Source organism: Phytobacter sp. MRY16-398 (assembly GCF_003925915.1).
Classification (GTDB): Bacteria; Pseudomonadota; Gammaproteobacteria; order Enterobacterales; family Enterobacteriaceae; genus Phytobacter; species Phytobacter diazotrophicus.
Genome location: NZ_AP018756.1, coordinates 3168168 through 3181610, shown reverse-complemented (window position 1 = coordinate 3181610; position 13443 = coordinate 3168168). Strand labels below are relative to the sequence as shown.

11 protein-coding genes and 1 other annotated feature are annotated in these 13443 nt (G+C 53.7%); of the genes, 6 read left to right on the top strand and 5 right to left on the bottom strand.

All coding sequences use genetic code 11. From position 1 onward, the window contains the following. Nucleotides 1–2 precede the first annotated feature (2 nt). The gene (trpD, locus tag MRY16398_RS15600) at nucleotides 3–1598 is read right to left on the bottom strand and encodes a bifunctional anthranilate synthase glutamate amidotransferase component TrpG/anthranilate phosphoribosyltransferase TrpD (protein ID WP_039076921.1); all 1596 of its coding nucleotides are present in this window, start codon (nucleotides 1596–1598) and stop codon (nucleotides 3–5) included. Continuing rightward, nucleotides 1598–3160, bottom strand: coding sequence for an anthranilate synthase component 1 (locus MRY16398_RS15595; protein ID WP_125124748.1), 1563 nt, complete (start codon nucleotides 3158–3160; stop codon nucleotides 1598–1600). The genes trpD and MRY16398_RS15595 overlap by 1 nt, the downstream gene beginning before the upstream one ends. 22 nt (nucleotides 3161–3182) lie before the next feature. After that, nucleotides 3183–3277: a sequence feature (Trp leader region), on the bottom strand. Between the two features lie 158 nt (nucleotides 3278–3435). On the opposite strand from MRY16398_RS15595, the gene rnm reads away from it, so the two are divergent. The 3 genes from rnm to rluB all read left to right on the top strand — a co-directional run bounded on the left by rnm (nucleotide 3436) and on the right by rluB (nucleotide 5925). Continuing rightward, complete coding sequence (gene rnm / locus MRY16398_RS15590) at nucleotides 3436–4317, top strand: RNase RNM (RefSeq protein ID WP_039076923.1); 882 nt, start codon at nucleotides 3436–3438, stop codon at nucleotides 4315–4317. Then, nucleotides 4314–4934, top strand: coding sequence for an L-threonylcarbamoyladenylate synthase (locus MRY16398_RS15585; RefSeq protein ID WP_039076924.1), 621 nt, complete (start codon nucleotides 4314–4316; stop codon nucleotides 4932–4934). Before rnm ends, MRY16398_RS15585 begins: the two co-directional genes overlap by 4 nt. Nucleotides 4935–5031: 97 nt before the next feature. Further along, the gene (gene rluB, locus MRY16398_RS15580; protein ID WP_039076925.1) at nucleotides 5032–5925 is read left to right on the top strand and encodes a 23S rRNA pseudouridine(2605) synthase RluB; all 894 of its coding nucleotides are present in this window, start codon (nucleotides 5032–5034) and stop codon (nucleotides 5923–5925) included. A gap of 177 nt (nucleotides 5926–6102) precedes the next feature. Here rluB and cobO read toward each other — a convergent pair whose 3' ends face one another. Both cobO and MRY16398_RS15570 read right to left on the bottom strand, forming a co-directional pair. Beyond that, entirely contained in the window at nucleotides 6103–6693 is a 591-nt protein-coding gene (gene cobO, locus MRY16398_RS15575; protein ID WP_071194082.1) for a cob(I)yrinic acid a,c-diamide adenosyltransferase, read from the bottom strand. Continuing rightward, complete coding sequence (locus MRY16398_RS15570) at nucleotides 6690–7448, bottom strand: YciK family oxidoreductase (RefSeq protein WP_125124747.1); 759 nt, start codon at nucleotides 7446–7448, stop codon at nucleotides 6690–6692. Before MRY16398_RS15570 ends, cobO begins: the two co-directional genes overlap by 4 nt. Before the next feature lie 229 nt (nucleotides 7449–7677). On the opposite strand from MRY16398_RS15570, the gene sohB reads away from it, so the two are divergent. Beyond that, a complete protein-coding gene (sohB, locus tag MRY16398_RS15565) occupies nucleotides 7678–8724 on the top strand; it encodes a protease SohB (protein WP_039076928.1) in 1047 nt (348 codons plus the stop codon). Between the two features lie 45 nt (nucleotides 8725–8769). On the opposite strand, the gene MRY16398_RS15560 is transcribed toward sohB, so the two are convergent. Continuing rightward, on the bottom strand, nucleotides 8770–9021 hold the full coding sequence (locus tag MRY16398_RS15560; RefSeq protein ID WP_039076929.1) for a YciN family protein: 252 nt from the start codon (nucleotides 9019–9021) through the stop codon (nucleotides 8770–8772). Between the two features lie 399 nt (nucleotides 9022–9420). On the opposite strand from MRY16398_RS15560, the gene topA reads away from it, so the two are divergent. After that, nucleotides 9421–12018: a type I DNA topoisomerase gene (topA, locus tag MRY16398_RS15555; protein WP_039076930.1), complete on the top strand. Its 2598-nt coding sequence runs from the start codon at nucleotides 9421–9423 to the stop codon at nucleotides 12016–12018. A 186-nt stretch (nucleotides 12019–12204) separates the two neighbouring features. Beyond that, on the top strand, nucleotides 12205–13179 hold the full coding sequence (gene cysB, locus MRY16398_RS15550) for an HTH-type transcriptional regulator CysB (protein ID WP_039076931.1): 975 nt from the start codon (nucleotides 12205–12207) through the stop codon (nucleotides 13177–13179). Nucleotides 13180–13443 lie beyond the last annotated feature (264 nt).

The following is a 13443-nucleotide window of genomic DNA, read 5'->3' as shown; positions in this document are numbered from 1 at the left end:
CTTTACCCTCTTGCCGCAAGTGCGGTGACTTTGTCATAGGCGGCGCCGCTGTGCAGCACCTGCATAACTTTTTGCGCGTTAGCTTGCAAATCCTCTTCACCATGTAAACGCATCAACATGGCGACATTTGCAGCGACGGCGGCCTCATGGGCGGCTTCACCTTTACCTTGTAGTAAGCGTGTCAGAATGTCACGGTTTTCTTCCGGTGTTCCGCCTGCCAGTTGCTCCTGGTGATAGGGCGTCAGACCGAAATCAGCAGCGGTAAGCTGGTAGCTTTTGATCTCGCCGTCACGCAATTCAGCCACCACCGTCGGGGCATGCAGTGACACCTCATCCATCCCACCGCTGTGCACAACGGCCGCACGTTGATAGCCCAGAACACGCAGGGTTTCGGCAATGGGTAACACCAGTTCCGGGCTGTAAACACCGATCAACGCCAGCGGCGGGTGCGCCGGGTTAATCAATGGCCCCAGGACGTTAAACAAGGTGCGCGTTTTAAGCTGCTGGCGCACCGGCATCGCGTGGCGGAACCCGGTGTGATACTTCGGTGCAAATAAGAAACAGACCCCCAGTTCATCCAGCGCAGTGCGGGATTTATCCGCATTCATATCAAGATTAATGCCGAAAGCTGCCAGTAAATCGGATGAGCCGGAACGGCTGGAAACGCTGCGGTTACCGTGTTTGGCAACCTTAAGCCCGCAGGCCGCCGCCACAAAAGCGCTGGCGGTGGAAATATTGATACTGTTGCTGCCGTCGCCACCGGTGCCCACGATATCGGCAAACGGGTAGTCCGGGCGTGGGAACGGCGCGGCATTTTCCAGTAACGCGGTGGCCGCCCCGGCGATTTCATTGGGGTGCTCACCACGCACTTTCATACTGACCAGCGCTGCGGCCAGTTGTTCAGGCTTCAGCTCGCCGCGCACCACGGCAGAGAAAAGCTGGTGGCTTTCCTGTTGGCTCAGGGTTTGCGCCTGATACAGTTTTTCCAGTACTGGTTGCAGGGTATTGGTCTGCTCCAGTTTCTGCAGCGCCCAGGCCAGGGTTTGTTCCAACAAGCGGGCGCCTTGCGAAGTCAGAATGGATTCCGGATGGAACTGGAAGCCACACACGCGATCCGCATCATGACGCACGGCCATCACCATGCCATTAAAATGCGCGTTGATGGTTAACCCTGCCGGAATGTTGCTGCCCACCAGTGAATGGTAGCGCGCCACAGGCAGCGGGTTCGCCAGCCCGGCAAACATTGCCTGACCGTCATGTTCAATGCTTGAAGCTTTACCGTGCAGGATTTCGCCTGCCTGACCGACATAGCCGCCATAGGCTTCTACAATTGCCTGATGTCCCAGACAGATGCCGATAATCGGCAATTTGCCGCGCATGCGGGTCAGCAACTCAGGCATGCAGCCTGCTTCTGACGGCGCCCCTGGCCCTGGCGAGAGCATCAGCACCGGGTTTTTCATGGTCGCCAGGCGGTCAATCAGGGTTTGTGCCGGAACATGGTTACGGTAAATCACCACGTTATGCCCGCTGGCGCGCAGCTGATCCGCCAGGTTATAGGTAAATGAGTCGATATTGTCGAGCAGCAGAATGTCAGCCATCAGAATGTCTCCTGAGCGTTATGCGCTTTAGCAATGGCGCGCAGAACCGCGCGGGCTTTATTACGTGTTTCATCGGCTTCTGATTGCGGCACTGAATCCAGTACCACGCCAGCGCCTGCCTGAACGGTGGCGACACCGTCTTCAACCCAGGCAGAACGAATCACGATGCAGGTATCCAGGTCGCCGTGGGCGGTGAAATAGCCCACCGCGCCGCCGTAACTGCCACGGCGGGAGCCTTCTGCATCGGCAATAAGCTGCATGGCGCGTACTTTTGGGGCCCCACTGAGCGTGCCCATGTTCATACAAGCGCGATAAGCGTGGAGCACGTCCAGGTCCTGTCGCAGTTCACCGACCACACGCGAAACCAGATGCATTACGAAGGAGTAGCGGTCGACTTTGGTCAGATCTGCCACATAGCGACTGCCTGGAGTACAAATGCGCGCCAGATCGTTACGCGCGAGGTCAACCAGCATCAGATGCTCGGAAAGCTCTTTATGGTCGGTACGCATTTCGAGTTCAATACGGCTGTCCAGGTCACGATCCAGGGAACCGTCGGCGCGACGTCCGCGTGGGCGAGTCCCGGCGATCGGGTAGATTTCAATCTGGCGTGAGGTGGCGTCATATTTGAGAGAGCTTTCCGGCGAGGCGCCAAACAGGGCGAAGTCATTGTCCTGCATAAAGAACATGTACGGGCTTGGGTTGCTCTTTTTCAGCACTTCATAGGCGGCCAGCGGTGACGGGCACGGCAGGGTGAAACGACGAGACGGCACGACCTGAAAAATTTCACCGGCACGAATCGCTTTTTGCATGTGGCGCACAACCGCGCCGTACTCTTCATCGCTCTGGTTGCATTCGCAGCGCATATCGCTGACAGATTCAACCGGCAATGGCCCTGGCGGCACATTTAATTGTTCATGCAGGGTTTCAATTCGTTGAGTCAGTCGCGCTTTTTCGTCAGCATCGGCGGAAAACAGGCTCACCTGAATGCGGGTGTGACGCTTCTGATGGTCGATCACCAGTAAGGTTTCTGCCAGATAAAAGCAGTAGTCCGGGCAGCGACGGTCATGGCTCAGTGCAGGTAAATCTTCGAATCCGGCCACCAGGTCGTAGGCAAACAGGCCGCCGAAGAACATGGCTTCACGCTCATCGGCAGGGACATCGACCAGCACCTGTAACAGACGGAAGGCATCGAAAACAGAGAGTGAACACAGGCGTGCGTCTTCGTCGAGCAGGGTGCTGACGGGCGGAAAACGTAAGACGCGAGCATCTGCCCGGACGGTGTTTTCTACACCAGCCGGAAGCGCGGCATCCAGCAGCGGTAACAGAGACGCGCCGTTTTGCGTTAACGCCTCAATAGTGACAGTGTCACCCAGTGCGGTAATGCGCAGCGCGCTATCCACCAGCAGCAGGCTTTTTAAATCGTTTTTGCTGTCGATATCGGCGGATTCAAGCAACAAGGTTGCCGGGCGTGCACCACACAGTTGATGGAATAACGCGGTCGGGTTCTCCCGGTACAGCGCGTTGCTGGTGAGCAATTCGAGTGTCGGTTTTTGTGTTTGCATAGTTGCTCTCATAAATGTGTTCAAAAAAAAGCCCGCTCAGTTGGCGGGCCGGGTATCGGTGTGCTGAATACGCACGTGAAACACTGCCCAATGTCAGGGAGTGCGCCACCAGCGGTTTACGGAAATATGCATATTCATCAGTGATACCTCGTGGAGTGAACTTGCGTACTAGTTAACTGGTTCGAGCGAGGAAAGTCAACCCTCGATTTCAGAAAATCGCCGCAGAACGTTATGATAGGGCACAGTTATTGTTTTATCGGCCACGGGAGCCGCTTTTGAGCGACACGAATTACGCAGTGATTTATGACCTGCACAGCCACACTATTGCCTCCGATGGCGTCCTGACACCACAAGAACTGGTCCACCGTGCGGTTGCAATGCGCGTAGGGACCCTGGCGATTACCGATCACGACACTACCGCCGCCATTCCCGCTGCGCGTGAAGAAATTGAACGTGCCGGGCTGGCACTCAAACTCATTAGCGGTGTGGAGATTTCCACCGTCTGGGAAAACCACGAGATCCACATCGTGGGGCTGAATATGGATATCGAAAACCCGACGCTGTGTACATTTTTACAGGATCAGCATGAACGACGCCAGCAGCGCGGCAGACTGATTGCCGAGCGGCTGGAAAAGGCGCATATTCCGGGCGCATGGGAGGGCGCGCAGCGACTGGCGCAAGGGGCTGCCGTCACGCGTGGCCATTTTGCCCGCTTCCTGGTGGAGTGCGGCAAAGCCACCAATATGGCCGATGTATTCAAAAGGTATCTTGCGCGCGGGAAAACCGGATATGTTCCACCGCAGTGGTGTACAATAGAACAAGCTATTGAAGTGATTCATCATTCTGGCGGAACGGCGGTCCTGGCCCATCCGGGTCGATATGATCTCTCCGCTAAATGGTTGAAAAGACTGCTGGCGCATTTTGCCCAAAGCGGCGGAGAGGCGATGGAAGTTGCCCAATGCCAGCAGGCTCCCAATGAGCGTAAACAACTCGCCGAGTATGCCCGCCAGTTTGGTTTACTGGCCTCGCAGGGATCGGATTTCCATCAGCCATGTCCATGGATTGAGTTGGGGCGCAAGCTTTGGCTACCGGCTGATGTTGAGGGCGTCTGGTGCAAATGGGAGCAGCCGCAAAACAGTGAAGAGAGGGAAGTATGAGTCAGTTTTTTTATATTCATCCGGAAAATCCTCAACCGCGTCTGATTACCCAGGCCGTTGAGATTGTCCGTAAAGGCGGGGTGATTGTTTACCCTACCGATTCCGGGTATGCGTTAGGCTGTAAAATTGAAGACAAAGGGGCGATGGAGCGTATTTGCCGTATCCGTCAATTGCCGGATGGCCATAACTTTACCCTGATGTGCCGCGATTTGTCTGAGCTATCGACCTATGCGTTCGTCGATAATGTGGCTTTTCGTCTGATCAAAAATAACACCCCAGGTAACTACACCTTTATCCTGAAAGGAACGAAAGAGGTGCCGCGTCGCCTGTTACAGGAAAAACGTAAAACCATCGGTCTGCGTGTCCCGGCGAATCCAATTGCGCTGGCGTTACTCGATACCCTTGGCGAGCCGATGCTCTCTACCTCGCTGATGCTACCTGGCAGCGAATTTACCGAGTCCGATCCGGATGAAATTAAAGACCGTCTGGAAAAGCTGGTGGATTTGATTATCCATGGCGGGTATCTGGGGCAACAACCGACAACGGTGGTCGATCTTACCGACGATGCCCCGGTTGTTATTCGTGAAGGCGTCGGCGACGTTAAACCTTTCCTATAATGAAGCAAGCCGCTATACTACGCGGCCATTTCACAGGCGCCGCAGTGGCCTGATGACCTTATTCGACGCCTGTGAAGGCGACACCCGAGGAAGCTCTATGAGCGAAAAGTTACAGAAAGTGCTGGCGCGAGCTGGCCACGGCTCCCGCCGTGAAATCGAAACCATCATCGAAGCAGGCCGCGTCAGCGTAGACGGCAAGATTGCCACGCTGGGCGATCGCGTTGAAGTGACCCAGGCGCTGAAAATTCGCATCGACGGTCATCTTATCTCGATAAAAGAGTCCGCTGAACAAATCTGCCGCGTGCTGGCGTATTACAAACCAGAAGGTGAGCTGTGCACGCGTAACGATCCGGAAGGCCGTCCGACCGTTTTTGATCGTCTGCCAAAACTGCGCGGCGCTCGTTGGATTGCGGTTGGACGTCTTGACGTCAACACCTGTGGTCTGCTGCTGTTCACCACCGACGGTGAACTGGCGAATCGCCTGATGCACCCAAGCCGTGAAGTGGAACGTGAATACGCGGTGCGTGTATTCGGCCAGATTGAAGAGGCCAAGGTGCGTGAACTGTCACGTGGCGTTCAACTGGAAGATGGTCCGGCAGCATTCAAAACCATTAAATTTAGCGGTGGTGAAGGGATCAACCAGTGGTATAACGTGACCCTGACCGAAGGGCGTAACCGCGAGGTGCGTCGCCTGTGGGAAGCGGTTGGCGTGCAGGTTAGCCGTCTTATTCGTGTGCGCTATGGCGACATTCCACTGCCGAAAGGGTTGCCGCGCGGTGGTTATACCGAACTGGATCTGGCCCAAACCAACTACCTGCGCGAGCTGGTAGGGTTGCCGCCGGAAACCGCATCAAAAGTGGCGGTCGAAAAAGATCGTCGCCGCATGAAAGCCAATCAGATTCGTCGTGCGGTGAAACGCCACAGCCAGGTGTCAGGCAATCGTCAGGCACCGGGTAGCCGTCGTTCCGGTGGGCGTAACAGCAACGGCTAATTTCCTGACGTTTCCGGTTACCTTGCCGGAAACGTCCTCTCGTTCCCGCATATTATAATTTCCGCCATACTGCGCTGGAAAAGCGTGACACTGTCACATGTGTGGGCGAGTGTGATGGTTGAACAAATCACTGGCATGGCAGCAGTGCCGCATTGTTACGCTGCTGCCAGCGGTGTCTTAATAGTCGATACCGATCTGTGCCTTGACGCCCGCTTCGAAAGCATGTTTTACCGGGCGCAGTTCACTGACCGTATCGGCAATCTCCAGGATATCGCGATGACAGCCGCGACCGGTGATGATCACCGTCTGGTTTGCCGGGCGCTTTTCCAGCGCATCAAGAACGGTTTCCAGCGGCAGGTAATCGTAAGCCACCATATAGGTCAACTCGTCGAGCACCACCATATCCAGCGATTCGTCCGCCAGCATACGTTGCGCATGTGTCCATACCTCAAGGCAGGCGGCAGTGTCGCTCTCGCGGTTTTGCGTGTCCCAGGTGAACCCGGTTGCCATCACCTGAAATTCGACACCGTGCGGTTCCAGTAAATTACGTTCACCATTAGGCCAGGTGCCTTTAATAAACTGAATGGCACCGACCTTCTTTCCGTGGCCGACGGCACGTGCGGCGGTGCCGAATGCAGCGGTGGTTTTGCCTTTACCATTGCCGGTAAAAACGATAATGATGCCGCGCTCTTCCTGCGCTGCCGCCACGCGGGCTTCGACCTTGTCTTTCACCCGCTGCTGGCGTTGCTGGTAACGTTCTTCACTCATTGTGATATCCCCGGTTTTCGTCCTGGCTGAGCATCAAAACTCATGCCTGTTTTGCGACGGCTGTCATCGCCCATCAGCCATAGATAGAGCGGCATAATATCGGCTGGCGTTTTTAATTTCTGCGGATCTTCGCTCGGGAAGGCACTGGCGCGCATCTGCGTCCGGGTACCGCCCGGGTTGATGCAATTGACCCGTAAACGGTTTTGGTACTCCTCAGCCAGCACTTGCATCATGCCTTCGGTGGCAAATTTAGAGGCGGCATAGGCCCCCCAATTTGCACGGCCCTGGCGGCCAACGCTTGACGATGTGAAGACCAGCGAGCCGCTTTCCGCTTTGAGTAATAAAGGAAGGAGCACCTGGGTCAAATAGAAAGTGGCGTTGACGTTAACCTGCATTACGTTATCCCAGACGGCTGGCTGCTGTTCGCTCATTGGGCAAACATCACCCAGCACGCCAGCGTTATGCAGCACACCGTCCAGTCTCGGGTAGTGTTGCGTTATCTCGTTAGCGAGACGCTGACAATCATCGGGTGTACAGGTGGCCATGTCCAGTGTGTAGAGGCTGGCGGCCTGGCCGCCTTCGGACGCTATTTGCCCGGCAACGGCCCGGAGTTTGTCTTCGTTACGCCCCAGTAAAATGACGCGCGCGCCGTAGCGGGCATAAGTCAGCGCCGCTTCTTTGCCGATGCCGTCACTGGCACCGGTGACCAGAATAATGTGGTTTCGCAACAGGTCGCGTTGTGGCTGGTAATGCACGCTAACTCCTTGGTCTCAACCCGTTTTTAAATCGTGTTGGCTTTATGCCTGAAACAGAAAGCGATTTCAATCAGTCTGGCAGAGAGTCTCCCGTGCGTTGGGATAATGTATAGCGGAATGTGCTGAAACTGGTCGACTGAATATCCGAAAGGGTGGCAATGCGAGACGCGCCAGAAAGGCTCATGTACACTGAATGCGATTGTTAAGTGGCTGAACCAAGGTGGAATGCGTGGAATTACTGTCTGAATATGGTTTGTTTTTAGCCAAAATTGCGACTGTTGTGGTTGCGATTGCGGTGGTCGCAATTCTTATTGTTAATCTGACACAGCGCAAACGTCAGCGGGGGGAATTACGTATTACCCGCATGAGCGAAGACTATAAGGAAATGCAGGAAGAGATGGCTGTGGCGTTGCTGGACAGCCAGCAGCAAAAGCTGTGGCATAAAGCCCAAAAGAAAAAAGCCAAACAGGATGCAAAAGCGGCAAAGGCCAAAGCAAAATCTGGCGACATGGCCTCAGCGGGCAAACCACGCGCCTGGGTGCTGGACTTTAAAGGCAGCATGGATGCCCATGAAGTGGGCGCGCTGCGCGAAGAGGTAACCGCAGTGTTGACGCTGGTGAAGCCAGAAGATCAGGTGGTTCTCCGTCTGGAAAGCCCCGGTGGCGTTGTTCATGGTTACGGGCTGGCTGCGTCGCAGTTGCAGCGTCTGCGCGATAAGCAGGTTCCGCTCACCGTCGCGGTTGATAAAGTCGCCGCCAGCGGCGGTTATATGATGGCCTGCGTGGCGGATAAAATTGTTGCGGCGCCGTTTTCTATTATTGGATCGATTGGCGTTGTGGCGCAGATCCCCAACTTCAACCGCTTCCTGAAAGGTAAAGAGATTGATATCGAACTGCATACCGCCGGGCAGTTCAAACGCACGCTGACTCTGTTGGGTGAAAACACCGAAGAGGGAAGGCAGAAATTCCGCGAGAGCCTCAATGAAACGCATGACCTGTTCAAAGGCTTTGTGCATCAAATGCGCCCGCAACTGGATATAGAACAGGTAGCGACCGGCGAGCACTGGTATGGTTCTCAGGCACTGGAAAAAGGGCTTGTCGATGCGGTCGGTACCAGTGACGAGCTGCTGCTGGGGCTGTTTGAGAGCCATGAGGTCATTGGCTTGCGCTATCAGCAGCGCAAAAAGCTCATCGACCGCTTTACCGGAAGTGCTGCAGAAAGCGCAGACCGGTTGCTGATGCGCTGGTGGCAGCGCGGACAGAAACCGCTGATGTAAGGCGAGTACAAACAAAAACGCGAGGCCATGGCCTCGCGTTTTTGTTTAATCGATCAGATGGTATTTTTCAGACAGTTCATGCGCCAGATATTTGAACATATTGAACACCGCAGTGCTTTTCCCGGTCGGCAGCCCCTGTTCATCAAGAAAATACTCGCCGCTGAACACCAGCACCCCGTTGCGCTGGCTTACGCCGGTTGCTTCAATGCCGGACAGTGTGTCTTCATGATCGCGGATAAGTTGGTTTGCCAGCTCAAGCAGAGACTGACGATCGATAGGTTGCTTAGTTGGCTCCATTTCGCCCCCTCCTTAAAAATTTAACAAGTTTACGCCCCACGCGGCCCAGGGGCAAATTTTCCCTGCGCAGGCAAGGGGTTTCCCGTTACGGTAGTGCTGGCGTGATTCGAATTTGCATGCTAATAAAGTTGCGTAACAAATTTTATCAGGTACAGTGTGACCCTTTCGTCAATCTGGCAACAGATTTGCTTGACATTCGACCGTAAAATCGTCGTGCTGTATCGTAGACTAGCGAAAAAGCCTGTTAACTCAATCATCTGCTAGCGATTACTTTCGCTTATGGTCAAGAAAAGGGTTGATATCCATTGTCGCCACCGCAATATCATTGGCTCGTCGCCAGCGGAAGGTGAATCAATGTGCGACGTATTCCTGGAAGAATTTTATTAGGTAAAGGTGAATATGGGTAAAGCTCTCGTCATCGTTGAGTCCCCGGCAAAAGCCAAAACGATCAATAAGTATCTGGGTAATGACTACGTGGTGAAATCCAGCGTAGGTCATATCCGCGATTTGCCGACCAGTGGCTCAGCACCTAAAAAGAGCGCTGACTCTGCCTCCACCAAAACGGCTAAGAAGCCTAAAAAGGATGAACGCGGCGCTCTCGTCAATCGCATGGGCATTGACCCATGGCACAACTGGGATGCGCACTATGAAGTGCTGCCCGGAAAAGAGAAGGTGGTTTCTGAGCTGAAATCGCTCGCTGAAAAAGCCGACCATATCTATCTCGCAACCGACCTTGACCGCGAAGGGGAAGCCATTGCATGGCACCTGCGGGAAGTGATCGGTGGCGATGAAACGCGCTATAGCCGCGTGGTGTTTAACGAAATCACCAAAAATGCGATTCGCCAGGCGTTCGAAAAGCCGGGCGAGCTGAACATTGATCGTGTGAATGCCCAGCAGGCGCGGCGCTTTATGGACCGCGTAGTGGGTTACATGGTTTCTCCACTGTTGTGGAAGAAGATTGCCCGTGGCCTGTCCGCTGGCCGAGTACAGTCGGTTGCTGTGCGTCTGGTAGTTGAGCGTGAACGTGAAATTAAAGCCTTCGTTCCGGAAGAGTACTGGGAAGTTGACGCTAATGCCGCAACGCCGGGTGGCGATTCTCTGCCACTCCAGGTGACGCACGAAGGGGATAAACCTTTCCGTCCGGTTAACCGCGAACAAACGATGGCGGCAGTTAGCCTGCTCGAAAAAGCCCGTTACACGGTCCTTGAGCGCGAAGACAAGCCGACCAGCAGCAAGCCAGGCGCACCATTTATTACTTCCACATTGCAGCAGGCGGCAAGTACTCGTCTTGGCTTCGGCGTGAAGAAAACCATGATGATGGCCCAGCGTCTGTACGAAGCAGGTTACATCACTTATATGCGTACTGACTCCACCAACCTGAGTCAGGATGCGGTCAGCATGGTGCGTACCTTTATTGGTGATAAGTACGGCAAAAAATATCTGCCGGAAAATGCCAACCAGTACGCCAGCAAAGAGAACTCCCAGGAAGCGCACGAAGCGATTCGTCCCTCCGATGTTGGGGTTGAGGCTGACGCCCTTAAAGATATGGAAACTGATGCGCAGAAACTGTATCAACTGATCTGGCGCCAGTTTGTCGCCTGTCAGATGACGCCGGCGCAATACGACTCCACCACTATTACCGTGGGCGCGGGTGATTATCGCCTGAAAGCACGCGGTCGCATTTTGCGTTTCGATGGCTGGACGAAGGTGATGCCAGCGCTGCGTAAAGGCGATGAAGACCGTACGCTGCCAGCGGTAAACACGGGTGATGTCCTGTCGCTTATTGATCTGACACCTGCTCAGCACTTCACCAAACCGCCTGCGCGCTTTAGTGAAGCGTCGCTGGTTAAAGAGCTGGAAAAACGTGGTATTGGCCGTCCGTCAACGTATGCGTCGATCATTTCGACCATTCAGGACCGTGGCTATGTGCGCGTGGAAAACCGTCGCTTCTATGCGGAAAAAATGGGTGAAATTGTTACCGACCGTCTGGAAGAGAACTTCCGTGAGTTGATGAATTACGATTTCACCGCGCAGATGGAAGACCGTCTCGACCAGGTGGCAAACCACGAAGCGGAATGGAAGAAGGTGCTGGACAGTTTCTTCGGCGATTTCTCCCGCCAACTTGACCAGGCGGAAAGAGATCCGGATGAAGGCGGCATGCGCCCGAATCAGATGGTGCTTACCAGCATTGATTGCCCGACTTGCGGTCGTAAGATGGGGATCCGTACCGCCAGTACCGGGGTGTTCCTCGGTTGCTCCGGTTATGCACTTTCACCAAAAGAGCGCTGCAAAACCACCATTAACCTGGTGCCGGAAAACGAAGTATTGAACGTGCTGGAAGGCGACGACGCGGAAACCAATGCGTTGCGCGCCAAACGCCGTTGTACAAAGTGCGGTACGGCGATGGACAGCTACCTGATCGATCCGAAACGTAAACTACATGTTTGCGGTAATAACCCGACCTGTGACGGTTATGAAATCGAAGAGGGCGAGTTCCGCATCAAAGGTTATGACGGTCCGGTGGTTGAGTGTGAAAAATGTGGCTCTGAAATGCACCTGAAAATGGGACGTTTCGGTAAGTACATGGCCTGTACCAACGACGACTGCAAAAACACGCGTAAGATCCTGCGTAATGGCGAAGTCGCGCCACCGAAAGAAGATCCGGTTCCGTTGCCGGAACTGCCGTGCGAAAAATCGGACGCGTATTTCGTTCTGCGTGACGGCGCAGCCGGGGTTTTCCTCGCGGCTAACACCTTCCCGAAATCGCGCGAAACGCGTGCACCGTTAGTGGAAGAGTTATATCGCTTCCGCGACCGTTTGCCGGAAAAACTGCGTTATCTGGCGGATGCGCCGCAACAGGATCCGGAAGGGAATAAGACCATTGTCCGTTTTAGTCGTAAAACGAAACAGCAGTATGTTGCGTCGGAAAAAGACGGCAAAGCGACAAACTGGTCGGCGTTTTACGTTGATGGGAAATGGGCAGAAGCCAAAAAATAACGCTGTAAATTAATAGCTTAAATTGAGGGCCGGTTATCCGGCCCTTTTTTTTATAACATGGTTATTATTTTTTGTTCGAATCTATACATAGAAGATATAAATGATATAGTGGTTATAGTTAAATCCTTTTTTATTATGAAATCGTCTTAAGCGATTGCCCGTTTGCGCGAATTTGGATGGTCTTTCATGAAATTACAGCAGCTTCGCTATATCGTTGAAGTGGTGAACCATAATCTCAACGTCTCCTCAACGGCAGAAGGTCTTTATACCTCTCAGCCAGGCATCAGTAAGCAAGTTCGCATGCTTGAAGATGAACTGGGGATACAGATCTTTGCCCGCAGCGGTAAACACCTCACGCAGGTAACGCCAGCCGGACAGGAAATCATCCGTATTGCCCGCGAAGTTCTCTCTAAAGTTGACGCCATTAAATCGGTGGCGGGGGAACATACCTGGCCGGATAAAGGCTCGCTCTATGTTGCGACCACCCATACGCAGGCGCGTTATGCGTTACCGAACGTGATTAAGGGATTTATCGAACGTTATCCCCGGGTCTCGTTACATATGCATCAGGGGTCGCCAACGCAAATTGCGGAAGCTGTCTCCAAAGGTAATGCGGATTTTGCTATCGCTACCGAAGCACTGCATCTCTATGACGACCTGGTGATGCTTCCGTGCTACCACTGGAATCGCTCGATTGTGGTGACCCCGGATCATCCTCTGGCAGGTAAGCCATCGGTGTCGATTGAGGAGCTGGCGCAATATCCGCTGGTGACATACACCTTTGGTTTTACCGGGCGTTCTGAGCTGGATACCGCCTTCAACCGGGCAGGGCTGTCGCCGCGTATTGTTTTTACGGCGACCGATGCGGACGTTATCAAAACCTATGTGCGTCTGGGGCTTGGTGTAGGGGTCATTGCCAGTATGGCCGTCGACCCGATTTCCGACCCGGATCTGGTAAAACTGGATGCGCAGGAAATTTTCAGCCACAGTACGACCAAGATCGGTTTTCGTCGCAGCACGTTCTTGCGCAGTTACATGTATGATTTCATTCAGCGCTTTGCGCCACACCTGACGCGTGATGTGGTTGACGCCGCCGTGGCGTTACGTTCGAACGAAGATATTGAGGCGATGTTTAAGGACATTAAACTTCCGGAAAAATAATGTTAGCGGGGTAGCCTTTTATAGCAAAAGGAGCCCCTTAACCTTCCCTAAGTCGAATTATTGTTATCATCCTCTTATTTCCATCTGATACTTTTGCCTGATTGATTTTCCCTCCTGTTACATAATCTGTCATAAATTTGCGACAAACATAGAAACTAAATTGCCCCTTCGCAAATTTTTCACTTCAATAATTTATTTGCGGTCAAAAGATTAAATATTCTTTGAACAGGATGCGTAAATTCACTAGCTTTTCGACTAAAGTTT

What these genes read in the sequence shown, in the direction of transcription:
- trpD (WP_039076921.1), bottom strand. Translation starts at nt 1,598, where the DNA reads ATGGCTGACATTCTGCTGCTCGACAATATCGACTCATTTACCTATAAC.
- MRY16398_RS15595 (WP_125124748.1), bottom strand. Translation starts at nt 3,160, where the DNA reads ATGCAAACACAAAAACCGACACTCGAATTGCTCACCAGCAACGCGCTG.
- MRY16398_RS15585 (WP_039076924.1), top strand. Translation starts at nt 4,314, where the DNA reads ATGAGTCAGTTTTTTTATATTCATCCGGAAAATCCTCAACCGCGTCTG.
- rluB (WP_039076925.1), top strand. Translation starts at nt 5,032, where the DNA reads ATGAGCGAAAAGTTACAGAAAGTGCTGGCGCGAGCTGGCCACGGCTCC.
- cobO (WP_071194082.1), bottom strand. Translation starts at nt 6,693, where the DNA reads ATGAGTGAAGAACGTTACCAGCAACGCCAGCAGCGGGTGAAAGACAAG.
- MRY16398_RS15560 (WP_039076929.1), bottom strand. Translation starts at nt 9,021, where the DNA reads ATGGAGCCAACTAAGCAACCTATCGATCGTCAGTCTCTGCTTGAGCTG.
- topA (WP_039076930.1), top strand. Translation starts at nt 9,421, where the DNA reads ATGGGTAAAGCTCTCGTCATCGTTGAGTCCCCGGCAAAAGCCAAAACG.
- cysB (WP_039076931.1), top strand. Translation starts at nt 12,205, where the DNA reads ATGAAATTACAGCAGCTTCGCTATATCGTTGAAGTGGTGAACCATAAT.